Source organism: Streptomyces hiroshimensis (assembly GCF_014650335.1).
Lineage (GTDB): Bacteria > Actinomycetota > Actinomycetes > Streptomycetales > Streptomycetaceae > Streptomyces > Streptomyces hiroshimensis.
Genome location: NZ_BMUT01000010.1, coordinates 34,524 through 56,221, shown reverse-complemented (window position 1 = coordinate 56,221; position 21,698 = coordinate 34,524). Strand labels below are relative to the sequence as shown.

General features: G+C 73.1%; 22 protein-coding genes and 1 pseudogene. 14 read left to right on the top strand and 9 right to left on the bottom strand.

Features of this window, described 5'->3' with window-relative positions:
• The first annotated feature begins 118 nt into the window (after positions 1 to 118).
• The 3 genes from IE241_RS22280 (at position 119) to IE241_RS22270 (ending at position 3,615) form a co-directional block, all read left to right on the top strand.
• The gene (locus IE241_RS22280; RefSeq protein ID WP_190023575.1) at positions 119 to 769 is read left to right on the top strand and encodes a class II aldolase/adducin family protein; all 651 of its coding nucleotides are present in this window, start codon (positions 119 to 121) and stop codon (positions 767 to 769) included.
• A 194-nt stretch (positions 770 to 963) separates the two neighbouring features.
• On the top strand, positions 964 to 2,091 hold the full coding sequence (locus IE241_RS22275; RefSeq protein ID WP_190023574.1) for an alpha/beta hydrolase: 1,128 nt from the start codon (positions 964 to 966) through the stop codon (positions 2,089 to 2,091).
• 111 nt (positions 2,092 to 2,202) lie between these two features.
• The gene (locus tag IE241_RS22270; RefSeq protein WP_190023573.1) at positions 2,203 to 3,615 is read left to right on the top strand and encodes a hypothetical protein; all 1,413 of its coding nucleotides are present in this window, start codon (positions 2,203 to 2,205) and stop codon (positions 3,613 to 3,615) included.
• A gap of 40 nt (positions 3,616 to 3,655) precedes the next feature.
• On the opposite strand, the gene IE241_RS22265 is transcribed toward IE241_RS22270, so the two are convergent.
• Positions 3,656 to 4,057, bottom strand: coding sequence for a VOC family protein (locus IE241_RS22265; protein WP_190023572.1), 402 nt, complete (start codon positions 4,055 to 4,057; stop codon positions 3,656 to 3,658).
• A 68-nt stretch (positions 4,058 to 4,125) separates the two neighbouring features.
• Entirely contained in the window at positions 4,126 to 5,013 is an 888-nt protein-coding gene (gene ypfJ, locus IE241_RS22260; RefSeq protein ID WP_190023571.1) for a KPN_02809 family neutral zinc metallopeptidase, read from the bottom strand.
• A 141-nt stretch (positions 5,014 to 5,154) separates the two neighbouring features.
• Between ypfJ and IE241_RS22255 the strand changes: the two genes are divergently transcribed.
• The 4 genes from IE241_RS22255 to IE241_RS22240 all read left to right on the top strand — a co-directional run bounded on the left by IE241_RS22255 (position 5,155) and on the right by IE241_RS22240 (position 9,210).
• Positions 5,155 to 5,820 (top strand): hypothetical protein, encoded by a 666-nt coding sequence (locus IE241_RS22255; protein WP_190023570.1) that lies wholly within the window; start codon positions 5,155 to 5,157, stop codon positions 5,818 to 5,820.
• Positions 5,821 to 6,067: 247 nt separating this feature from the next.
• Positions 6,068 to 7,666 carry an ABC-F family ATP-binding cassette domain-containing protein gene (locus tag IE241_RS22250; protein WP_190023569.1) on the top strand — a complete coding sequence of 533 codons (1,599 nt, stop codon included), beginning with the start codon at positions 6,068 to 6,070 and terminating at the stop codon, positions 7,664 to 7,666.
• 413 nt (positions 7,667 to 8,079) lie between these two features.
• Positions 8,080 to 8,301 carry a helix-turn-helix domain-containing protein gene (locus IE241_RS22245; protein ID WP_030366669.1) on the top strand — a complete coding sequence of 74 codons (222 nt, stop codon included), beginning with the start codon at positions 8,080 to 8,082 and terminating at the stop codon, positions 8,299 to 8,301.
• A gap of 117 nt (positions 8,302 to 8,418) precedes the next feature.
• On the top strand, positions 8,419 to 9,210 hold the full coding sequence (locus tag IE241_RS22240) for an enoyl-CoA hydratase/isomerase family protein (RefSeq protein WP_190023568.1): 792 nt from the start codon (positions 8,419 to 8,421) through the stop codon (positions 9,208 to 9,210).
• Positions 9,211 to 9,293: 83 nt separating this feature from the next.
• On the opposite strand, the gene IE241_RS22235 is transcribed toward IE241_RS22240, so the two are convergent.
• Both IE241_RS22235 and IE241_RS22230 read right to left on the bottom strand, forming a co-directional pair.
• On the bottom strand, positions 9,294 to 10,067 hold the full coding sequence (locus IE241_RS22235) for a hypothetical protein (protein WP_190023567.1): 774 nt from the start codon (positions 10,065 to 10,067) through the stop codon (positions 9,294 to 9,296).
• 34 nt (positions 10,068 to 10,101) lie between these two features.
• Positions 10,102 to 10,773, bottom strand: coding sequence for a nucleopolyhedrovirus P10 family protein (locus IE241_RS22230; RefSeq protein WP_308433735.1), 672 nt, complete (start codon positions 10,771 to 10,773; stop codon positions 10,102 to 10,104).
• A 248-nt stretch (positions 10,774 to 11,021) separates the two neighbouring features.
• On the opposite strand from IE241_RS22230, the gene IE241_RS22225 reads away from it, so the two are divergent.
• The 5 genes and pseudogenes from IE241_RS22225 to amaP all read left to right on the top strand — a co-directional run bounded on the left by IE241_RS22225 (position 11,022) and on the right by amaP (position 13,219).
• Entirely contained in the window at positions 11,022 to 11,450 is a 429-nt protein-coding gene (locus IE241_RS22225; RefSeq protein WP_190023566.1) for an Asp23/Gls24 family envelope stress response protein, read from the top strand.
• 11 nt (positions 11,451 to 11,461) lie between these two features.
• A complete protein-coding gene (locus IE241_RS22220) occupies positions 11,462 to 11,659 on the top strand; it encodes a hypothetical protein (RefSeq protein ID WP_190023565.1) in 198 nt (65 codons plus the stop codon).
• A gap of 44 nt (positions 11,660 to 11,703) precedes the next feature.
• On the top strand, positions 11,704 to 12,090 hold the full coding sequence (locus IE241_RS22215; RefSeq protein ID WP_190023805.1) for an Asp23/Gls24 family envelope stress response protein: 387 nt from the start codon (positions 11,704 to 11,706) through the stop codon (positions 12,088 to 12,090).
• Positions 11,985 to 12,629, top strand: a pseudogene (locus IE241_RS22210) (DUF6286 domain-containing protein); the annotation flags it as partial. The gene IE241_RS22215 and the pseudogene IE241_RS22210, both read left to right, overlap by 106 nt.
• The gene (gene amaP / locus IE241_RS22205) at positions 12,626 to 13,219 is read left to right on the top strand and encodes an alkaline shock response membrane anchor protein AmaP (protein WP_229899647.1); all 594 of its coding nucleotides are present in this window, start codon (positions 12,626 to 12,628) and stop codon (positions 13,217 to 13,219) included. The pseudogene IE241_RS22210 and the gene amaP, both read left to right, overlap by 4 nt.
• 63 nt (positions 13,220 to 13,282) lie before the next feature.
• Here the strand turns inward: amaP and IE241_RS22200 are convergent, their stop codons facing one another.
• The 4 genes from IE241_RS22200 to IE241_RS22185 are packed head-to-tail and all read right to left on the bottom strand — an operon-like array spanning position 13,283 to position 17,717.
• Positions 13,283 to 14,038: an SDR family oxidoreductase gene (locus IE241_RS22200; RefSeq protein ID WP_190023564.1), complete on the bottom strand. Its 756-nt coding sequence runs from the start codon at positions 14,036 to 14,038 to the stop codon at positions 13,283 to 13,285.
• Between the two features lie 4 nt (positions 14,039 to 14,042).
• Positions 14,043 to 15,827: a glycoside hydrolase family 15 protein gene (locus IE241_RS22195; RefSeq protein WP_190023563.1), complete on the bottom strand. Its 1,785-nt coding sequence runs from the start codon at positions 15,825 to 15,827 to the stop codon at positions 14,043 to 14,045.
• Between the two features lie 29 nt (positions 15,828 to 15,856).
• A complete protein-coding gene (locus IE241_RS22190; RefSeq protein ID WP_190023562.1) occupies positions 15,857 to 16,657 on the bottom strand; it encodes an SURF1 family cytochrome oxidase biogenesis protein in 801 nt (266 codons plus the stop codon).
• A 52-nt stretch (positions 16,658 to 16,709) separates the two neighbouring features.
• Positions 16,710 to 17,717, bottom strand: coding sequence for a DEDDh family exonuclease (locus IE241_RS22185; protein WP_190023561.1), 1,008 nt, complete (start codon positions 17,715 to 17,717; stop codon positions 16,710 to 16,712).
• Positions 17,718 to 17,973: 256 nt separating this feature from the next.
• Here IE241_RS22185 and IE241_RS22180 point away from each other — a divergent pair, with 256 nt between their 5' ends.
• Positions 17,974 to 18,942: a sterol desaturase family protein gene (locus tag IE241_RS22180; RefSeq protein WP_190023560.1), complete on the top strand. Its 969-nt coding sequence runs from the start codon at positions 17,974 to 17,976 to the stop codon at positions 18,940 to 18,942.
• 50 nt (positions 18,943 to 18,992) lie between these two features.
• Positions 18,993 to 19,688: a lysoplasmalogenase gene (locus IE241_RS22175; RefSeq protein WP_229899645.1), complete on the top strand. Its 696-nt coding sequence runs from the start codon at positions 18,993 to 18,995 to the stop codon at positions 19,686 to 19,688.
• On the opposite strand, the gene IE241_RS22170 is transcribed toward IE241_RS22175, so the two are convergent.
• Positions 19,646 to 21,187 (bottom strand): S8 family peptidase, encoded by a 1,542-nt coding sequence (locus IE241_RS22170; RefSeq protein WP_190023559.1) that lies wholly within the window; start codon positions 21,185 to 21,187, stop codon positions 19,646 to 19,648. The two genes, IE241_RS22175 and IE241_RS22170, sit on opposite strands and share 43 nt — an antisense overlap.
• Between the last annotated feature and the right edge of the window lie 511 nt (positions 21,188 to 21,698).

The following is a 21,698-nucleotide window of genomic DNA, read 5'->3' as shown; positions in this document are numbered from 1 at the left end:
GCAATCAGCTCGATGGTCAGTACAGCGTGGACCGTAAATACCTTGGGTGAACGGAAGGTGAACTGGATCGGATCGATCAGTGACGCGAACCGGAGGCGGGGGACGGATGGAGGGACGGATGAGAGAGAGCGAAGAGATCCGCCGGGCATGGGCCGACGTCGTGGCGACCGCCCGGCGCACCACGGCCGACGGCCTCGTGGTGGGCACCTCGGGCAATGTCTCCGCGCGGGTCGGGGACGTGGTCGTCGTCACCCCGAGCGGCATCCCTTACGACCGGCTGACCCCGCGCGACGTGGTCGCCGTCGATCCGGAGGGCCGCCCGCTCCTGGGCGATCTGGCCCCCACCAGCGAGCTCCCCCTGCACCTCGCGGTCTACCGGGCCACCGGCGCCGCCGCGATCGTGCACACGCACGCCGTGCACGCCACGGCCGTCTCCACCCTCGTCGACGAGCTCCCCCTGATCCACTACATGGCCGGCGCCCTCGGCGGGCCGGTCCGGGTCGCCCCCTACGCCCTCTACGGCAGCGAGGAGCTGGCCGAGCACGCCCTGGAGGCCCTGACCGGCCGCACCGGCTGCCTCCTGCGCAACCACGGAACCCTCACTTACGGCGCGAGCCTCGACCAGGCCTACGACCGCACCGCCCAGCTGGAGTGGATGTGCCGGGTCTGGCTCACCGCATCCTCGGTCCCCGGCCGCGCGCCCACCCTCCTCACCCCTGCCCAGGCCGAACGAGCCAAGGAAAAACTCCGCGGCTACGGGAGCCCGTAGGCGCCCGGCCACCCGACTGTGACCTCCGCCACGCAGTGGACCCCCGCCGCGGCGGCGGGACAAGAGGCCGGCGGGGCAAGAGGCCGGCGGGGCAAGAGGCCGGCGGGGCAAGAGGCCGACGGGCAGAGTGCCCGCCGCAGGCGCCCCGCGCCGTCCACTGGCCGGTGTCGCCCCGGCCGCCCACACTGGAGAGCATGGGCATACGGACCACGGCAGCCGTGGCCGCCGTCACAGTGATCGGTGCCGGCGCAGCCGCCCTCGCGGCCGGCCGGTACGCCTCCGATACAGTCCTCCGGGCCGTCCCCGGCGGGCCCCCGCCCGACCAGCCGCGGCTCGCCGTCCACGCCGTCGACGGCGACTGCATCACCCTCACCCGCGACCAGGCCTCGCTGCGCCCCGGCACCTACGGGCTCACCGGCAGCGGCCTGCACGCCGTCGTCGGCCCCGTCGTCCACGACGTCCCGCACGCCGCCGACGGCGTCGTACGCCGCCTGGAGCGCGTCACGCGCGGCGTGCCCGAGCCCGGCGACCGGGTGTGGCTGACCCCGCAGCTGCACGCCGGGAACCCCCGCGACGCCCTCGGCCTCGACCACGCCGACGTCGTGGTCCCCGGCGAGCTCGGCCCGCTGCCCGCCTGGTTCCTGCCCGCGGCCCGCGACACCTGGGTGATCACCGTGCACGGCCTGGGCGCCACCCGCGAGCACCCCATGGTCGTCATGCCGTTCCTGCACGGCCTGCGGCTGCCGGTCCTCGACCTCGCCTACCGGGGCGACCCCGGAGCCCCCCGGCCACCGGACGGAATAAGCCGTTTCGGGCTCGCCGAATGGCACGATCTCGCCGCTGCCGTCCGCTACGCCGTGGCCCAGGGCGCCCGCCGCATCGTCCTCCACGGCTGGTCCACCGGCGCCACCATGGCGCTGCTGGCCGCCACCGACCCCGCCCTGCGCCCGCACATCAGTGGCCTGGTCATGGATTCGCCCGTGCTCGACTGGCCGGCCGCCCTGCACTCCCTGGCCGCCGCCCGCGGCGTGCCCGCCCCGCTGCTCCCGCTCGCCCTGCACGCCGCCCGCGGCCGGACCGGAATGGCCCCCGGCGGGCTGGACCGGGTCCGGGACCCGGCCCGGCTGAGCGTGCCCGTGCTCCTCGCCCACGGCCCCGACGACACCGTCGCACCGTGGCACACGTCACGCGAACTCGCGGCCGGCCGCCCCGATCTGATCGTCCTGCACACCGTCCGCCGGGCCCCGCACGCCGCGATGTGGAATGCCGCCCCGAGGCGCTACGAGGAGGCCCTGCGGAGGTTCCTCATCCCCCTGATGTGACGCCCTTACAGCCTCCAAGCAGCCCTGATCCAGCGGCAGGAAGTGAATGACGGACGACCGGACAATTGATTCCGATTGGGTTTTCGGAGCGGCAGCGGCAAGACTGCTCCTGTGACGTCCCGTACTCCGCGCGACTCCCGGCTCAGACTTGTCCCCCGACAGCCGATCGCCGCTGCCCGCCGGGCCGTGGCGAACCGAGGCTCCCGCCCGGCACCCCGCCCGCCCGCCGGCACACCGGCACCGGCGGAGCTGGCCCGGCAGGCCAGAAACTGTCTCACCGGCGCGGTCCGCGTGGCCCGCTGGGCGGCCGACGAGCGCGGCCGCGGCGCCACCCTGCGCCCCGGCACCACCGGCGGGCTCTCCGCGGAGACGGCCGAGCGGGCCGCCGCGGCCCTGCGTCTGACGCCCCACCAGGCGCGCACCGACTGGGACCACGCCCGCCTCGCCGGGCTCGTCGAGCTCCACGGCGGCACCGCCCGTCCCGGCTGGCGCCTGCAGGCGTGGGACCGCGACGACGGCGCCGTCCTGCGCGGCTGGGTCGCCCTCTTCGACGCCTGGTCCCTCGCCCACCCCGCGCCCGCGGGCACCGACGCGACGGTGGCCGCCGAGGTCGTCGAGGCCGCGCCGCAGCTGCTGTCCGTCATGCACCTGTCGGCCGGGCCCGTCGCCGTCGCGATGCTCCTCGACCTGCTCCAGCAGCGGGTCGCCGAGATCCGCGCCGAGCGCTGCGAAGTGCCGTACGGTACCCAGCCGGTGCCCCCGGCCCGGTCCGCGCCCACCGACGAGGACCCCCTGGAGGAACTGCTGGCCTGGGCGCTCGAAGGGCTCGCCTCCGTCGGCGCCCTCGTCGTGCCCGGCGGCACCGGGCCCGGTGCCGAGGCCGTGCTGACCCCGCTCGGCAACTGGGCGGTGTGGGTCAAGCTGGAGCAGATCTGCGTCGCCGCCCAGAGCCCCGCGGGCAACATCGAGCTGTCCGCCGAGGCCATGCTGCGCGGCTGCGCCGACCTCACCCCGGGCCCGGCCCGCGCCGAGTACCGCGCCTGGCTCGCCGCCCGTCCCGCCGGCAGCGCCCTCAGCGAGCTCCTCGACGCCGCCCGCGGCGACGACGCCCTCGTACGGGGCCTGGCCTTCGAGGCCCTGCGCGCGGTCGGCGCGGCCGCGGAGCCGGCGGTGCGGGCCGTGGTCGACGAGCCCTGCCTGCGGCCCTACGCCCTGCTGTGGCTCGCCGAGCACGAGGGGCGCGACCCCGAGCAGGCCACCGAGGTGCTCACCCGCGAGGAGGCCACCTGGCTGTGGGTGGACACCGCCGCGGCCGTCGCCGACCACGGGGAGAGCCGGCTGCTGGTGCGGCATCTCGACTCGGCGGTGCAGGGCACGGTGCCGGGGCTGCTGGAGGAGGTGCGGGCGGTGGGGCACCCGCGCACGGTGCAGGTGCTGGTCGCCCTGGCGGCGGCGCATCCGGATCCGGCCCTGGCCAAGGCCGTCCGCAAGGCGGCTTTCCAGGTCCACACGGGCGGAGCCTAGGAGTCCGGAGCCCGGCCGGCTCCCGTGGGTCGCGCCGGGCTCACCCCGCCGGGACGTACGTCCCGAAGCTCCACACGTTCCCCTCCAGGTCCCGCGCCATGTAGTCCCGCGAGCCGTACTCCTGGTCCGTCGGCGGCATCAGGATCTCCACCCCGCTCTTCTCGGCCTTCCGGAAGTGCGCGTCGGTGTCCTCGACCACGACGTAGACGCCCACCGGCCCGCTCTCGCGCATGGCCTCGGCGAACACCCCCACCCGGCCCTTCGAACCGATCATCACCCTGCCGTTCCCGTAGGCGAGTTCGGCGTGCAGGACCGTGCCGTCCTGGCTCTCGTACAGGGCGGCCCGGGTGAAGCCGAACGCCTTGGTGAGCTGGGCGATCGCCGCCTTCGCGTCGCGGTAGAGCAGCGTGGGGTAGATGCTCGGCGTGTGTGTGCCTGTCATCCGAAGTCACTCCTCGTCGGCGGTATCGGTCGGCGGAACCGGTCAGCGGTATCGGTCGGTGGTGCCGGTCAGCGGAAGGTGTTGCACCGGGCCATGTCCCCCGTGCTGTACCCCGTGTTGAACCACTGCTGCCGCTGCGCGGCCGAGCCGTGCGTCCAGCTCTCCGGGGTCACCCGGCCCTGGAACTTCTCCTGGATGCGGTCGTCGCCGACGGCCGCCGCCGCCGACAGGCCGTCGTCGATGTCCGCCTTGGTCAGCTGCTTGACGAGCGGCCGCCCCGTGGACTTCTCGGGCGTCGTCGTCGCGTGCCGGGCCCAGACCCCCGCGTAGCAGTCGGCCTGCAGCTCGACCTTGACGGCGTTGCTCCCGGCGCCCGTGCGGCGGTCCTCGGAGCGGCCGAGCGTGCCCATCAGGTTCTGGACGTGGTGCCCGTACTCGTGCGCGACGACGTAGGCCTGCGCGAACGGGCCGCCGCTCGCCCCGAACTTCGTCCGCAGCTCGTTGAAGAACCCGAGGTCGAGGTAGACCTTCCGGTCGGCCGGGCAGTAGAAGGGCCCCACGGCCGAGGACGCGGCCCCGCAGGCCGTACGGACCTGGCCGGTGAAGAAGACGGTCGACGCCGGGGTGTACGCGGCCGAGCGGCGGGCGAACTCCTGGCTCCAGAAGGACTGGGCGCTGTTGACCACGGCGACGATCCGGCAGTCCTCGCGGGCGTTGGCGTCCTGGCCCGTCCTGCAGTCCCGGCCGACCTGGGCGTCGCTCCTCGCGGTGCCGCCCGGCGCCGGCTCGGAGGTGAGCCCGAGCTCCTGCGGGCCGATGCCGAAGAACAGCCCGAGGACGAGGGCGACCAGCCCGACGATGCCGCCCCCGATGGTCACCCCGCCGCCCGGGATCCGGCTCCCGCGCTCGTCCTGGACCTGGGAGGTGTCCAGCCCCGCGTCGTCGTCGAACTGCATGCGCCCACCGCCTTCCCATTCCTGAGTATCGGCGAATCGCCCCATATGTGGCTATTGCGGGAGTGCCTGGTCCGGCGTGTCGGCGGGGCCGGCCGGCGGTGCCCGGATATCCAGGACAAACGGTACGGAAGGAGTGCCCCCATGGCGACGGCGGACACGGTGCACAACGGCCGCGGCACACCCTCCCCGGCCTCCCTCGCGCTCCTCCTCGCCACCGCGCTCCTGGCCCTGTTCCTGGCCGCCGCCCACCACGCCCGCCCCGCCCCCTTCGGCGACCGGCTCACCGTGCACCCCGCCGCCCGGCACGCCCGCGGCGCAGCGGACGCCCCCGCCCGGTTGCACCTCGCCCCGGACGGCCTGGAGGCCTACGACCCGGCCACCGGCGCCCGCCGCTGGACGTACGCCCGCACGGGCCACCGCCCGCTCCAGGCCCGCACCGCCCGCGACCGCGCCCTCGCCCTCTGGGACGACGGCCTCGTCACCGGCACCGCCCTGCACGACGGCGCCCTCTCCGTCTGGCACCGCGGCGTCCCGGGCGCTGCCGCCCGGCCCGCGCGCCTCGCCGCCCTCCACCTCCTCGGCCCGCAGCCGGGCGCTGTGGCCGTCGTCACCCCGCAGCTGATCACCGCCTACGGGCCCGGCGACGGCGGTCTCCGGTGGCACCGCGAGGCGGGACCCGGCTGCGCCTTCGACCCGGCCCGCACGGCCCACCGCGCCGGCGTCCTGCTGATCGCGCGGCACTGCGCTCCCGGGGCGCCGTGGACGTCCTGCATCGCCGCGGTCTCCGAGGCGGGGCCCTTCGCCTGACCCGGCGCGGTTGACCTGGCGCGTAACGGCCGCGGACCCGGATACGGGGGGCCGGGGCGCCACGGGACGGCCCGGCGGCCCCGGAATCACGGTTGCACTTCCCCGTTAGACTGATGGGTATGGCATTCCTCCTCGTGCATTAGACGGCGCCGGCCGCCCGTCGCCCGCGCCCGCAGGGGCGCGCCCGAGCGCAGCCGAGTTCACCCCCGTCCCCACCGCCGTCCACCACGCCCTGGAGTAATCCCCCGTGATCACCGCCTCCGGCATCGAGCTGCGCGCCGGCGCCCGCATCCTCATCGAGAACGCTTCCTTCCGCATCGCCAGGGGCGACCGCATCGGCCTCGTCGGCCGCAACGGTGCGGGCAAGACCACTCTCACCAAGTGCCTGGCCGGCGAGGGCATGCCCGCCGGCGGCACGATCAGCCGCTCCGGCGAGGTCGGCTACCTTCCGCAGGACCCGCGCACCGGCGACCTCGACGTGCTCGCCCGCGACCGCATCCTCTCCGCCCGCGGCCTCGACACCGTCCTGCGCAAGATGCGGGAGAACGAGGACCGCATGGCCAACGGCAAGGGCGCCACGCGCGACAACGCGATGAAGAAGTACGCCCGCCTGGAGACCGAGTTCCTCACCAAGGGCGGCTATGCGGCCGAGGCGGAGGCCGCCACCATCGCGGCCGCCCTCGGCCTGCCCGACCGCATCCTCGGCCAGCCCCTGCACACCCTCTCCGGCGGTCAGCGCCGCCGCGTCGAGCTGGCCCGGATCCTCTTCTCCGACGCCGACATCCTGCTGCTGGACGAGCCCACCAACCACCTCGACGCCGACTCCATCGCCTGGCTGCGGGACTACCTCAAGACGTACCGCGGCGGCTTCATCGTGATCTCCCACGACGTGGACCTCGTCGAGACGGTCGTCAACAAGGTCTTCTACCTGGACGCCAACCGCGCCCATATCGACGTCTACAACATGGGCTGGAAGCTCTACCAGCAGCAGCGCGAGGCCGACGAGAAGCGCCGCAAGCGCGAGCGCCAGAACGCCGAGAAGAAGGCCGCGGCCCTCAACTCGCAGGCCGACAAGATGCGCGCCAAGGCCACCAAGACCGTCGCCGCGCAGAACATGGCCAAGCGCGCCGAGCGGCTGCTGAAGGGCCTGGACGAGGTCCGCGTCTCCGACAAGGTCGCCAAGCTCCGCTTCCCCGAGCCCGCGCCCTGCGGCAAGACGCCGCTCACCGCCGAGGGCCTGTCGAAGTCCTACGGCTCCCTGGAGATCTTCACCGACGTCGACCTGGCCATCGACAAGGGCTCGCGCGTCGTCATCCTCGGCCTCAACGGCGCGGGCAAGACCACGCTGCTGCGGCTGCTCGCCGGCGCCGAGAAGCCCGACACCGGCGCGGTCACCCCCGGTCACGGCCTCAAGCTCGGCTACTACGCCCAGGAGCACGAGACGCTCGACCCGGACCGCACGGTCCTGGAGAACATGCGCTCGTCCGCGCCCGACCTCGACCTCGTCGAGGTCCGCAAGACGCTGGGCTCCTTCCTGTTCTCCGGCGACGACGTCGACAAGCCCGCGGGCGTGCTCTCCGGCGGCGAGAAGACCCGGCTGGCCCTGGCCACCCTGGTCGTCTCCTCCGCCAACGTGCTGCTCCTGGACGAGCCCACCAACAACCTCGACCCCGCCAGCCGCGAGGAGATCCTGGGCGCGCTGCGCACCTACAAGGGCGCGGTGGTGCTGGTGACCCACGACGAGGGCGCCGTCGACGCGCTGGAGCCGGAGCGCATCATCCTGCTGCCGGACGGCGTCGAGGACCTCTGGGGCCCGGACTACGCGGACCTGGTCGCCCTCGCCTGACCCCGGCCCGGCCGGGCCCGCCCGGCACCTGCCCGGCCCCGCCCGGCCCGGCCCCGTACCGGCCGTGATCGGTGCCGTCCCGATCATTCGGCCGACGGGTGATCCTTCATCTGAGTGAGAGCGGCTCGTACCCCGCTGCCGCCCGCTGCCCCGGCGCACGACCAGTGCCATGCGCCGGGGCGTTCGCACCACCGGTCGGGAGTGCCCCGTCTGACCTGCCCCTTCGCTACGCCACCCGTACGGCCGTACGAGCGCGCCCGTTCGGAATTTTCTGTTCCGAGGGCCGTCGACGCCCGATTTCAGGGCCCCCGAGGGCCGTGGACTTCTCATGGACCTTGTCGAATGGGTGGCCAGGAGGCCGTATAGGGGTGATCATGAGAGTCAAGAGGCGCATCTCCCATGAGGAGGCACGGGTGGCCGAGACTCTGAAGAAGGGCAGCCGGGTAACCGGCGCCGCGCGCGAGAAGCTCGCGGCAGACCTGAAGAAGAAGTACGACTCCGGTGCGAGCATCAGGGCGCTGGCCGAAGAGACCGGCCGCTCCTACGGCTTCGTTCATCGGATGCTCAGTGAATCCGGCGTGATCCTCCGGGGTCGCGGCGGAGCGACGCGCGGCAAGAAGGCCGCCTCGGCCTGACGCCCCGCGCACCCCAGGGCAACCGACAGTGTGGACAGTGCCACCCGGTCGGTCGAGCAGTCGACCGGGTGGTTACTGTGCAGTCACCTACTGTGCAGTAGTCCGATCGGAGACCCTGTGACTACCCCCAAGACTCTGCTCGACCAGGACGGCGTACGGCTCACCGTGGATGACGCGGTGGCCACCGTCACCCTCACCAACCCCGCCAAGCGCAATGCCCAGTCGCCCGCCCTCTGGCGTGCGCTGGCCGAAACCGGACGGCTGCTGCCGGGCAGCGTGCGGATCGTCGTGCTGCGCGGGGAGGGCAAGTCCTTCTCGGCCGGTCTCGACCGGCAGGCCTTCACCCCCGAGGGCTTCGAGGGCGAGCCCTCGTTCATCGACCTGGCCCGCGGGAGCGACGAGGCGCTCGACGCCGAGATCTCCGCGTACCAGTCCGCCTTCACCTGGTGGCGACGGAACGACATCGTCTCCATCGCCGCCGTCCAGGGCCATGCCATAGGCGCCGGCTTCCAGCTCGCCCTCGCCTGCGACCTGCGGGTCTGCGCCGAGGACGTGCAGTTCGCCATGCGCGAGCCCAGCCTGGGCCTGGTGCCGGACCTCGGCGGCACCCAGCCGCTGGTCTCCCTCGTCGGCTACGCCCGTGCGCTGGAGATCTGCGCCACGGGGCGCTTCGTGCACGCCGAGGAGGCCGAGCGCACCGGCCTCGCCAACCTGGTCGTGCCCGCGGGCGAGCTCGACGCCGCCGTCCAGGACCTCGCCGCGGCCGTCCTCGCCGCGCCGCGGGACGCCGTCGTCGAGACCAAGGCACTGCTGCGCGGCGCGGCCGGCCGGACGTACGACGACCAGCGCGCGGCCGAGCGGGCCGCGCAGGGGCGGCGGCTGCGGGATCTGGCGGGGCTGGGGGAGTAGGTTCCGGGTCCCAGGTCCCCCTTTAAGCCCTCTGCGTCTGAGCCCTCTGCGTCTGAGCCCCCTGCGTCTGAGCCCTCTGTGTCTCAGCCGCGGACGCGGACGTTGTGGCGGGTGCGCAGCACGTGCAGCTCCCAGACGGAGACGGCCGTGACGGACAGGGGTCCGCCGAGGAAGGCGGCTATCTGCACGGCCAGCGGCCCGTTCGGCAGGCCGTCTCCGAGCTGGACGATGTTCAGCACCCACACGAGGACCGCCGTGAGGACGGCCGGCAGTGCGGCGTGCACATCGGCCGTGTTGAAGGCGTAACGGGCGGCGGCGCCGGAGGAGAAGAACAGGAAGGCCGCCGCCCAGATCGTGAACGGCAGGGCCACGACGAGGACGAACAGGGAGATGACCGCCTGGGCGACGAAGATCCCTTGCGTGGCCTTGAGCAGCAGGGCCACGATCGCGTATCCGGCGATCGTGCCGAGCGGTATGCCCAGGTACCAGCCGATGGCCTTGAGCGGGTACCGGAGCCGTGAGCGCAGCACCGGGCGGTGCTGCGGCGGCACGTACCAGATGAAGCCGGCGATGACGAGCGGGCCGACGAGCAGCAGGACCAGCGGCGCCACGAACAGCTTGGTGACCCCGTCCTCGAACACCGCGCTCCAGCCGCCGTCGACGCCGTAGACGGATATCAGCCCGAACGTGGTGAGGGCTCCGACGACGGCCCGTGCCGCCTGGACACGGCCTATGGACGGGTCGGTGGTGCGGCCGGGGCCGGCGGTGGCGAAGATGCTGTTGGCGTGGCGGCGGGCGTGGCGTACGCCTCCCAGCCAGGTGTTGCCGCCGAAGGCCATCAGCTGTCTCAGCGCCATGAGTCTTTCTCCCCCTTGATCAAACAGGCGGGGATTATATCGCTGTGACCATGACAGAAATCGTGGACGGCGGGGTGGTGACCTGTGTCGATGCCCGGGCCACCGCCGTGCGGACGGCTCGTGCGACATCCAGCGGGCGGTGGTCCGACGTGACGGCGATGTCCGCTTGGACGTGGCCGTCACGGTGGCGGAGCGTCAGGCGGGCGACGCCCGGGACGGCGAGGACGGCCCGGGTCAGGGGGTCTTGTTGAGTCTGAGTCTGGGCCTGGGCCTGGGGTGGAGTCGGGTCCGCCGTCCGGGGTGGCGGTTCCGCGTCCAGCAGCTCCGTCAGACGGAGGTCGACCGACTCGACGCGCAGGCCGATCCGCTCCGCGGCGCACCGCCCCAGCACCGCCCGCAGCCGGGCCGCCGTCTCCGGGAACGGGACCTCCGCCGTCGTCGCGCAGTCCGCCTCGATGCGCAGCGGCCCCGGCGGGAGCGCGCTCGGGGGCGGCGGCACCGCCGGCGGGGAGTCCGGGTTCACCAGGGCGATGCGGACCGCTTCCAGGCGCACCGCCGGGAGCGCGGCGTGCGCCGCACGGCGCAGTACGCCCGCGGCCGCCGACTCCGTGATCCAGGCGCCGTCCGCCGCGCCGCCCAGCGGGAGCAGCCTGCCGAGTGCGAGTTGCCGCCGTACGGTCTGTGCCCACTGGTCCGCGGCCACCACGGTCACCCCTCAGCCCTGTGGGGCAGGCCTTCGCCGCCCCCTCGCCTTCAGCCTGCCCCACCCGGCGCGTTCCGGACGGGCGGCTCACTCGGACAGCGGTTCGCTCCGGCCGTTTTCCCCGGATCCCCCGAGCGGTACGGGTGAAGCGCACCTAAGGTGGCAAAAGGAGCCCGTAGGGGCGTCCTGCAGGGCGCGGCGGCCCCGTCAGCCATGACGTTTTCCTTCCACGTGAAAGAGGCGAATGGACGATGAGCGAGACCGTAAGCGGCAAGGAGACCGTTCCGACCGCCCCGGCCGACCGTGGCCGCACCACCATCGCCGACGGGGTCGTGGAGAAGATCGCCGGGCTCGCGGCCCGTGACGTCCTCGGCGTCCACGCGATGGGCAGCGGCCTCTCCCGCACCTTCGGGGCCGTCCGGGACCGGGTCCCCGGCGGCAGCAGGTCCGTCGCCCGGGGTGTGAAGGCCGAGGTCGGTGAGGTTCAGACGGCGCTCGACCTGGAGATCGTCGTGGACTACGGGGTGGCGATCGCGGATGTCGCCCGCTCCGTGCGGGAAAACGTCATTGCGGCGGTGGAACGCATGACCGGCCTCGAAGTCGTCGAGGTCAACATCGCCGTCAGTGACGTGAAGCTGCCCGACGAGGAAGAGGAAGAGCCGGAGCCGAGGCTCCAGTAGAGGAGCGCACGATGAGCATGGCCGTGGCCGGCATGATCGCCGGCTTGGCGCTCGGGTTCGCCGGGTACTTCGGCGGGTTCGGAGCCTTTCTGCTCGTGGCTGCCCTGGGTGCGGTCGGGTTCGTGGTGGGCCGCTTCCTGGACGGGGACCTGGATCCGGGGGAGTTCTTCCGGACCCGGGACCGGGACCGGGAGGGGCGGCGGCGGTGACGTACGGGCCCGGCATGCGGTGCGTGAGGGGGTGACGGTCGGTGGTGGAGGCCGCTGAGCGCGGTGCTACCCGGATCGCCGATCGTGTCGTCGCGAAGATCGCTTCGCAGGCGGCTCGGGAGGCGTTGGCCGGGGCTTCGGCGAGTGGGACTTCGGTGGGCGGGACCTCGGTGGGCGGGGCTGCCGCAAGGGGTGCGGAGTTCGCTCCGCCGTACGCCACGGTCGCCGTGCACGAGGACACCGCCCGCGTACGCGTCGCCGTCGAGCTGGGCTATCCCTCCGACATCGGCGCGCAGTGCGGTGCCGTGCGGCGGCGGATCGCCGAGCGGGTGCGGGCACTGGTGGGGATGGAGGTGCCGGAGGTGGCGGTCACGGTGGAGCGGCTGCACTCCGTGCACACGGTGTCGGCGGGGCGGGAGCGGGTGCGGTGAGCGGGAGCAGGTTCTGGTCCGTGCGGCGGGTGCCCGCGTTTCTGGTGGCGGCGGTGGTGCTGGGGGCGGCCGGTCTCTTCCTGTACGACGTGGCGGCCGTCCGCGCGCACCGGCCCGCCATGGGGTGGCGGCGGAGGCTCGCGCACGAGCTGGCCACGCGGCCCCTGGAGGACGGGTGGGTCGTCGTCATCGCCTGTGCGGCCGTGGTGGCGGGGGTGTGGCTCGTCGTGCTCGCCCTCACGCCCGGGCTGCGGGCCGTCCTGCCCATGCGGCGCGACCGTGCGGACCTCAGGGCCGGCATCGACCGGCGGGCCGCGGCGCTGGTGCTGCGGGACCGGGCCATGGAGGTGGCGGGGGTGCAGTCGGTACGGGTCGGCGTCGGCCGGCGCCGGGTGACGGTGCGGGCCCGGTCCCACTTCCGGGATCTGGACGACGTACGGGCGGATGTGGATGCGGTGATTGCCGAGGGGGTGCGGAAGTTGGGGCTTGCGCGTGAGCCCGGGGTGTCGGTGCGGGTGAGTCGGCCGGTGAAGCGGTGAAAGCCGTCAATCGGGTGCTGGTGGGCGTCGTCGGGTTGATTCTGGCCGGGGTCGGCGCGGCCGTTCTCGTCGGGGCGTTCGATCTGCGGCGGCGGTGGGGGTTGCCCCTGCCGTCGGCCTGGCCGTTCGACGGGCCGCGGGACGTGCTGCTGAGCCGGGCCGCGCAGACGAAGTGGCGTGGCGAGGGGTGGTGGTGGCCCGCGGTCATCGCCGGGCTGGGTGTGGTGGTCCTGCTGGCGCTGTGGTGGCTGCTGGCGCAGCTGCGGCGGCGGCGCCTGAGGGAGCTGGTCGTGGACAGCGGGGACGGTGAGGAGGCGGTTCTGCGGGGGCGGGCGCTGGAGGAGGCGGTCTGTGCGGAGGCCGAGGCGCTGGAGGGGGTGGAGCATGCGCTTGTCACGCTGCTCGGGCGGCGGACGGCGCCGGAGGCGTGGGTGGGGCTGACGCTGGCGCCCCATGCGTCGCCGGCGGCGGCGCTGTCGCGGCTGGACGGGGAGGCGCTGGAGCATGCGCGGGTTTCGGCGGGGGTGGGGCGGTTGCCGGTGGAGGTGCGGTTGCGGGCCGTGCGGCACCGGGCTGAGCGGGTCGGTTGAGTGCGGGCCGGTGGGGGTCGGTGGGGGTGCGGGGCCGGGGCCTCCGGGGCAGGGGTCCGTCCGTCAGAAGCCGTGGCGGGCGCCGCCGTCCACCGGGAGCATCACGCCGGTGAGGTACGAGGCCGCGGGGGAGAGGAGGAAGGCCGCTGTCTTGCCGAATTCGGCGGGGGTGCCGTAGCGGCCCAGGGGGATCTGGGCGGTGTGGCTCTTCCGGGCTTGTTCCGGGTCGGTTGAGCGGGCGTCCAGTTCTCTGACTCTGTCCGTGTCGATGCGGTGCGGGAGGAGACCTGCGACCCGGATGCCTCTGGGGCCCAGTTCCCGGGAAAGGGATTTCGCGAAGCCCGCCAGGCCCGGGCGCAGGGCGTTGGAGATGGTGAGGCCCGGGATCGGTTCGTGGACCGATGCCGACAGGACGAAGGCGATCACGCCTCCCGGGGGGAGCGCGGCCGCTGCCGTGCGGGCCATGCGGATCGCACCGAGGAAGATCGTGTCGACTGCGCGGTGCCACTGGTCGTCGGTGACGTCGGCCGCGCCGCCCGCGGGTGGGCCTCCCACGCTGATGAGGATGCCGTCGAAGCGGCCGAAGCGGTCCCTGGCGGCGGTGATCAGGCGGTCGGCGGCCGTGGGGTCCGCGTTGTCGGCGGCCGCGCCGAGCGCGCGGGGGCCCAGTGCCGCGGCGGCGGCGGCCGCGGACTGCTCGGTGCGGCCGGTGACGACCACGTTCGCCCCGTCGGCCACGAGCTCTTCCGCCGTGGCCCTGCCGAGGCCCCTCGTTGCTCCGGTGAGGACGTACACCCGGTCCCTCAGCCCAAGATCCATGACCTCAGTCTTGCCGAGGGAAGAGCGTGAGGGCCGTGTTCACGAGGCCGATGTGGCTGAATGCCTGAGGGTAGTTGCCCAGATGGCGCAGGGCCTGGGGGTCGTATTCCTCGGCCAGCAGGCCCACGTCGCTGCGGAGGGAGAGCAGGCGCTCGAACAGGGCGCGGGCCTCCTCGGTGCGCCCGGTCATGTGCAGGGCGTCGGCCAGCCAGAAGGAGCAGGCCAGGAAGGCGCCCTCGTTGCCGGGGAGGCCGTCCATGGGTTTTCCGTCGGTGCTGTAGCGGCGGACCAGGCCGCCGTGGTCCAGCTCGCGGCGGATCGCGTCGACGGTGCCGGTCACCCGGGGGTCGTCGGGCGGGAGGAAGCCGACGCGGGGGATCAGGAGGGTGGCGGCGTCGAGCTCCTGCGAGCCGTAGGACTGGGTGAAGGTGCCGCGCTCGGCGTCGTAGCCGCGTTCGCAGACCTCGCGGTGGACTTCGTCGCGCATGGCCCGCCAGCCGTCGATGTCGCCGTCCAGGCCGGGGTCGGCTTCGAGGGCTCGGACGGCGCGGTCGGCGGCCACCCAGGCCATGACCTTGGAGTGGACGAAGTGGCGGCGGGGGCTGCGGATCTCCCAGATGCCCTCGTCGGGCTCGTGCCAGTGGTTCTTGATGTGCTCCATCAGGGAGCGCTGGAGCTTCCACTCGTGGGGCTTGGCGGGCAGGCCCCAGCTGCGGGTGAGGTGGAGGGAGTCCATGACCTCGCCGTAGACGTCGAGCTGGAGCTGTTTGACGGCGCTGTTGCCGACGCGGACGGGGGCGGAGCGCTCGTAGCCGGAGAGCCAGGGGAGCTCGTGTTCGGTCAGCCGGCGCTCGCCGCCGAGGCCGTACATGACCTGCAGGTCGGCGGGGTCGCCGGCGGCGGCGCGCAGGAGCCAGGCGCGCCAGGCGGCGGCCTCGTCGCCGTAGCCTGCGGAGAGGAGGGCGCCGAGGGTGAGCGTGGAGTCGCGCAGCCAGCAGTAGCGGTAGTCCCAGTTGCGGACGCCGCCGATCTCCTCGGGGAGGGAGGTGGTGCCGGCGGCGGCGATGCCTCCGGTGGGGGCGTAGGTGAGCGCCTTGAGGGTGATGAGGGAGCGGACGACGGCTTCGCGGTGGGGGCCGCGGTAGCGGCAGCGGCCGGCCCACTCGCGCCAGTCCTCCAGGCTGTGGCGCAGGGATTCGTGGGGGTCGACGAGGTCGGGGCGCGGCTGGTGGGAGGGGTGCCAGGTGAGGACGAAGGCGGTCTTGTCGCCGGTGGAGACGGTGAATTCGGAGCGGGTGCTGAAGTCGCGGCCATAGGTCTTGACGGGGGGCTCGCTGCGCAGCCAGGCGGAGTCGGGCCCGGCGACGGCGACGCGGTGGCCGTCGGCGCGCCGTATCCACGGCACGACGCTGCCGTAGTCGAAGCGCAGACGGAGGACGCCGAGCATGTCGACGCTGCCGGAGACGCCCTCGACGATGCGGACGACGTCGGGGGCGCGGTCGCGCTGGGGCATGAAGTCGGTGACTTTGGCGGTGCCGGTGGCCGTCTCCCAGACGGTTTCGAGGACGAGGGAGTTTGGGAGGTAGGAGCGGCGGGTGCACGGAGTGCCGGGGCCGGCGCTCGTGGGGGCCAGCCGCCAGTGGCCGTTGTCCTCGTCGCCGAGGAGGGCGGCGAAGCAGGCGGCGGAGTCGAAGCGGGGCAGACAGAGCCAGTCGATCGAGCCGTCACGGCCGACCAGGGCGGAGGTCTGCAGATCGCCGATGAGCGCGTAGTCCTCGATGCGTGCCACGGGCTGCGTCTTCCCCCGGGGCGGGGCGGCTACTCCGGGGTGGCGGCTGTACGGGCGACCGCGGGCTGTGCGCCGGTGGCGTCCGCGGCCCCGGCGGCGCGGTCGCGGCGCTCGCGGCGGACGAGGATGATCCAGCCGACGGGCACGAAGGCGGTGAACAGCCACCACTGGACGGCGTACGCCATGTGCGGGCCGATGCTGTCGTGGTCCGGGGCGGCCACGGGCTCGGGGCCCTTGTCGCCGGGGTCCGGGTCGGTGAGCTCGATGTAGCCGCCGAGGACGGGGCGGTGCAGGGCCTCGGCCTGACGCTCGCTGTTGATGCGCATGACCTGACGGGGCGGCAGGCCGCGGGTGTCCTTGATGCCGCTGGAGTCGGTCTCGTCGGCGCGCAGCCGGCCGGTGACGGTGACCCTGCCGGCGGGCGGGGCGGGGACCTCGGGGAACTTCGTCAGATCGCCGGTGGAGGGGATCCAGCCGCGGTTGACGAGGACGGCCCGCCCGTCGGCCAGCAGGAGCGGGGTGAGGACCATGTAGCCGGACTTGCCGTCGGCGTCGGTGCGCAGCCGGACGACGACCTCGCCCTTGGTGTCGAAGGTGCCGCTCGCGGTGACCCGGCGCCAGACGTCGTCGGAGACGTCCTTGCCGGGCTCGGACAGCTCGGTGACCGGCACGGGGTCGGCGGCGAGGCTGCGGGCGACGAAGTCGTTGCGCGCGACCCGGTGCTCGTGGCGGTGGAACTGCCAGAAGCCCAGTTTGATCATCACCGGGATGAGGACGAGCCCCACGAGGGTGAGGATCACCCACTGCCGGGACAACAGGAAGCGGTACACGCATTTGACGGTACCTGGCCCGGTTCGCCCCGGGAGCAGCGGGTGGCTTCCCTCAGCTCTTGGGGCCGCCGGGCGCCGGGAGCACGTGGGAGAGCAGCTGGACGAAGACCGCCTCGTCGATCACCGGGGTGCCGAAGGAGCGCGCCTTGGAGGTCTTGGTCGTCGGGGAGCCGGGATCATTGGTGACCAGCACGCTCGTGAGGCGGGAGACGCTGGTGGCGATGTGCAGCCCCGCCTCGATGGCGCGGTCCTCCAGCAGCTCGCGGTCGATGGAGGTGTCGCCCGAGAACGCCACCCGCATGCCCTGAATGAGCTGTTCGCCCTCTTTGTACCGCCCGGGGTTGGGATACGGGCAGGCGGGCCGCTTACGGCTGGGCCGCCAGCTGTTGGACGAGCCGTATGAACGCTGATGCCCGATATATCCCGAAGAGCGGGGGGTTGCCGCCGGCCCGTCGGACCACTCCGTGAGGGGCTGGCAGGCGAGCAGCGGCAGCCGCAGATTTGCCTCGGCCGCCAGCTGCAGGCTCGGCCGGAACGCCTCGGCGAGCACACGGGCGTCATCGAGCGCGTGGTGAGCACGCTGCTGCACGACGCCGTAGTGCGCCGCGAGCGACTCCAGCTTGTGATTGGGCAGCGGCAGCTGCAGCTCCTTGGAGAGCGCGATCGTGCACAGCCGCTGCCGCACCGGGGCGGTGGCCTTCGCGCGGGCGTACTCACGGGCGATCATCGACCAGTCGAAGGCGGCGTTGTGCGCCACGAGGACGCGGCCCGCGAGGCGCTTGGCGAACTCGTCCGCGATCTCGGGGAAGAGAGGCGCGGAGGAGAGCACGGCCGTCGTCAGCCCGTGGATCCACACGGGCCCGGGGTCCCGCTCGGGGTTGACCAGCGTGTACCAGTGGTCCTCGACCTGCCCGCGGGCGTCCAGCTGGTAGACCGCCGCCGACACTATCCGGTCGTCCCGGGCGAGCCCGGTGGTCTCCACGTCGACGACCGCATATCCCTCGGGATACGCGGCCGGCCACGGAGTCGGAGTGTCGGCGGTGGTCTGGTCTTCGAGCATGGTCACAGAGAATACGGGGGCGTACTGACAGCGAGGGGAGCGGGCGGGGGCGCGAGGCGTCAGCCGAGGAAGACACCACGGCCCGGGCGGATGTCGAGACGCCCGGGTGAGAAGAGCTCCACGCCCTTGACGGGGGTGTCCGTTCCCGCAGCGGCCCGGTGATCCCTCTCTTGCTTCGAACCCTCGGTAACACGATTTCATACCGATGGGTAACTACCCCTAGCGGCACGGCTGATGACGTGTCTATCGTGCGCCCATGCCGCACCTTCCCGATGTCGTGCTGTGGTCCATACCCGCCTTCCTCCTGCTCACCGCGCTGGAGCTGGTGAGCTACCGGCTGCATCCCGCCGAGGAGAGCGGTGACGCGGGCTACGAGGCCAAGGACGCGGCGACCAGTATCGGAATGGGCGCCGGCAGTCTCGTCTTCGATGCGCTGTGGAAGATTCCGATCGTCGCCGTCTACACCGCCCTCTACGAGCTCACGCCGCTGCGCGTCCCCGTGCTGTGGTGGACGCTGCCGCTGATGCTCCTGGTGCAGGACTTCTTCTACTACTGGTCGCACCGCGGCCACCACGTCATCAGGATCCTGTGGGCCTGCCACGTGGTGCACCACTCCAGCCGGAAGTTCAACCTCACGACCGCGCTGCGCCAGCCCTGGACGACGCTGACCGTGTGGCCCTTCTACCTGCCGATGATCGCCGTGGGCGTGCATCCGGCCGCGCTGGCCTTCTGCTCGTCCGCCAACCTCGTCTACCAGTTCTGGGTGCACACCGAGCGGGTGCGCAAGCTGCCCCGGCCCGTCGAGTACGTGCTGAACACGGCCTCCCACCACCGTGTCCACCACGCCTCGCAGGGCGGCTACCTGGACCGCAACTTCGGTGGGATCCTCATCGTCTGGGACCGGCTCTTCGGGTCCTTCGTCCCCGAGGGCGAGCGGCCGGTCTACGGGCTGACCAAGAACATCGACACCTACAACCCGCTGCGCGTCGCCACCCACGAGTACGCCGCCATCGCCCGCGACCTGCGCGCGGCGCGTGACTGGAAGGAACGGCTGGGGAGGGTGTTCCGCGGGCCGGGCTGGCAGCCGGCGTCCGTGCGGGCCGAGGCCGCGGCTGAGACGGCGGCCGAGGCAGCGGCCACCGCCGAGGCAGGCGGGGCCGATAGGGCCGACAGGGCCGGCGACGCGGGCAAGGCCCCCGCTCCCCGGCACGAGCAGGCCGCGTGAGGGCCGCCCGCCTGCTTCCCATCCGCCGGCTCCCCGCCCGACCGTTCCCCGTGCGCCCGCTCCCCGCCGTCTTCGGCGGCCTCGCCCTCGCCCACCTCGGCGCCCTGCTGGCCGGGTCCGCCGTCGCGCTCGTCACCAAGCCCGCCCTGATGCCCCTGCTCGCGGCGTACGTCCTCACGCGCGGCGGGCCCCGGCTGCTCGCCGTGGCGCTGCTGTTCGGATGCGGCGGTGACACGCTCCTGCAGGTCGGCGGGGACCTGCCGTTCCTGCTCGGCATGGCGTCGTTCGCCGCCGGGCACGGCTGCTACCTCGTGCTGTGCTCGCGGCACGGCACCCCGGGCAGCGCCCGCACGCTTCCGCCGGCCCTCGGCTACGGGTCGGCCTGGCTCGTCACCGTCGTGCTGCTGTGGCCCGACCTGGAGGCCGGCCTGCGGGTGCCCGTCGCGCTCTACAGCCTGCTGCTGGTCACGATGGCGCTGCGGGCGACCCGGGCCGGGGCGCTCGCCGCGGCCGGCGGGGCGCTGTTCGTGGTGTCGGACACCCTCATCGCCACCGGCGTCGCCGACTGGCCCCAGGCGCCCGCCCCCCAGTTCTGGGTCATGCTCACCTACCTCGGCGCGCAGTTCCTGCTCGCCGAGGGGTTCCTTCGCAGCGCGGAAGGGGCCGGGCGGACGCCCGGCCCCTCCTCGGACAAGCGCGAGCGTCAGCGCACCGCGTCCAGGGCGTCGACGATGCCGAAGCCGTAGAAGCCGTTGACGTTCTTGTTGCCGGTGCAGACGGCGTCGGCCTTGCCGTCGCCGTCACCGTCGTACGGGCCCGCCGGGCAGCCGGGGTTGTCGGCCTGCGCCTTGAGGAGCCACTGGATCTCCTGCGGGGACGACTTGGGGTGCGCGCTCTTCAGCAGCGCCGCCACGCCGGCCACGTGCGGACCGGCCATCGAAGTGCCCTGGAGGTAGCCCCAGTCGCCGCCGGGCAGCGTGGAGAGGATCCGGCCGTCCTTGGCCGGCAGGTCGGGGACCTGGTACTTGTCGCCGCCGGGGGCCGCCACGTCGATCTGGTTCAGGCCGTAGTTGGAGTAGTACGCCTTCGCGGACTTCACGCCGGTCGACGAGACGGTGACGACGCCGGGCAGCTGGGCCGGGACGTCGAGGCAGACGGACGGGTCGATCTTGCGGTTCTGCGCGGGCCGGCCCTTGTCGTTCGGGCTGGAGGTGTCGGTGATCTCCTTGGCCGCCAGGTCGAAGTTGGAGTTGCCGGCCGAGGCGACGTTGACGGTGCCCTTGTCCTGGGCGTACTTCGTGGCGCGGGTGACGGACTCGGCTATCGCCTTCTGGTCGGGGTCGTCCGCACAGTTGAACATCCACGGGTCGACGTAGTAGCTGTTGTTCGTCACCGCTATGTCGTGCTCGGCGGCGAAGACGAACGCGCAGACCACGCTCTCGGCGTAGAAGAAGCTGTCCTTGTCCGACACCTTGATGCCCGAGACCTTGACGTTCGGGGCGACGCCCGCGACGCCGACGCCGTTGCGGGCCGCGGCTATCGTGCCGGCCACGTGCGTGCCGTGGTAGTCCTTGTCCGGGTTGTACGGCCGCCACGAGCCCGGGCCGGTGTCGGCCTTGCCGGTGACGCAGCTCGCCGACTGGCTCCGGGAGAAGTTGGGAGCGAGATCCGGGTGGGTGTCGTCCACGCCGGTGTCGATGACGCCGACGGTGACCTTGCGGCTGCCCGGGTTCACCTTCGCGGCCTGGTCCGCCTTGATGGCGGGGAGGTCCCACTGCAGGCTCTCCAGCGGCTCGGCGCCGGTGTCCTGCTGACGGGCGGCCGCCGCCGCGCTGCTCTTGGGCAGCTTCACCTTCTCGGGCTTGCCGACGTCGGTCGTGCTTGCCGGGGCGATCGGCCCGGTGCGGGTGGCGCCCGCCGACTGCACGCCGGGGACCGTGCGCAGCGCCGCGGCGAAGCCGGGGTTCTTGGAGTGGGCGACGATCACGCCTATCTGCTGATAGGCGGTCACGACGGTGCCGCCGGCCTCGGCGACGGCCTTCTTCACCTTGGCGACGGTGGCGCGGTCGGCGGCGGTGTTCACCACGTACGACAGGAGGGGGCCGTCGGTGGCGGCCGTCGTCGCCCGCGGCCCGTCCTGCGGGGCGGCGGCGGCCACCCCGGGCAGGAGGCCGAGCGAGGCGGTGAGGGCGAGGCCGACGGGAACGGCCAGCAGGGCGTGCCGTCTTGAACGCAGAGGAGCCATGGGTTCTCCACATCATCCGAAAACCGCCGGAGCGCGGGCTGCGCGCGGGCGGGTACATGACGAGTGAAGCTAGCGCCGATCATGGCACCGGGCAATGCATTCCGGAACAAATGCCCAGAGTGGCCATGACCCGGCAACAAATGGCGCAGAGCCGGGGCGAGATCGCCTGACGCGGAGCCTGGACGGGATCGCCCGACGCAGGGCCGGGGCGGGATCGCCGGGTCAGGGCGCCAGATCGCTGTCGCGCAGGGCATCGATGCTCAGCGGCGGAAGCGGAACCCGGGGCCCGTACCACCGCCCTGCTCTCGGGAGGGGGATGGACCGGCCGGTCGTCACCGCCGCTATGGGCGCCGTCAACCTGACGATCCCGAACGGTCGTCGACCGGGGGACGGCGGCGTGGGAGGAGGCGCATCGCTCACACCAGGGTCAACGAGGCCGCGGGCAGGCGGTGTCGCCCCCGGCGGCAGCTGCTGCCGAATTCCGCACCTCCCCCCTGTCGCATACTGCGAC

Bases quoted from the DNA above. Each gene is read 5' to 3' on its own strand.
- IE241_RS22235 (WP_190023567.1), bottom strand. From the start codon at position 10,067: ATGGCGCTGAGACAGCTGATGGCCTTCGGCGGCAACACCTGGCTGGGA.
- IE241_RS22265 (WP_190023572.1), bottom strand. From the start codon at position 4,057: ATGACAGGCACACACACGCCGAGCATCTACCCCACGCTGCTCTACCGC.
- IE241_RS22255 (WP_190023570.1), top strand. From the start codon at position 5,155: ATGGCGACGGCGGACACGGTGCACAACGGCCGCGGCACACCCTCCCCG.
- IE241_RS22220 (WP_190023565.1), top strand. From the start codon at position 11,462: ATGAGCATGGCCGTGGCCGGCATGATCGCCGGCTTGGCGCTCGGGTTC.
- ypfJ (WP_190023571.1), bottom strand. From the start codon at position 5,013: ATGCAGTTCGACGACGACGCGGGGCTGGACACCTCCCAGGTCCAGGAC.
- IE241_RS22185 (WP_190023561.1), bottom strand. From the start codon at position 17,717: ATGCTCGAAGACCAGACCACCGCCGACACTCCGACTCCGTGGCCGGCC.
- IE241_RS22280 (WP_190023575.1), top strand. From the start codon at position 119: ATGAGAGAGAGCGAAGAGATCCGCCGGGCATGGGCCGACGTCGTGGCG.
- IE241_RS22200 (WP_190023564.1), bottom strand. From the start codon at position 14,038: ATGGATCTTGGGCTGAGGGACCGGGTGTACGTCCTCACCGGAGCAACG.
- IE241_RS22170 (WP_190023559.1), bottom strand. From the start codon at position 21,187: ATGGCTCCTCTGCGTTCAAGACGGCACGCCCTGCTGGCCGTTCCCGTC.
- IE241_RS22180 (WP_190023560.1), top strand. From the start codon at position 17,974: ATGCCGCACCTTCCCGATGTCGTGCTGTGGTCCATACCCGCCTTCCTC.
- IE241_RS22225 (WP_190023566.1), top strand. From the start codon at position 11,022: ATGAGCGAGACCGTAAGCGGCAAGGAGACCGTTCCGACCGCCCCGGCC.
- IE241_RS22275 (WP_190023574.1), top strand. From the start codon at position 964: ATGGGCATACGGACCACGGCAGCCGTGGCCGCCGTCACAGTGATCGGT.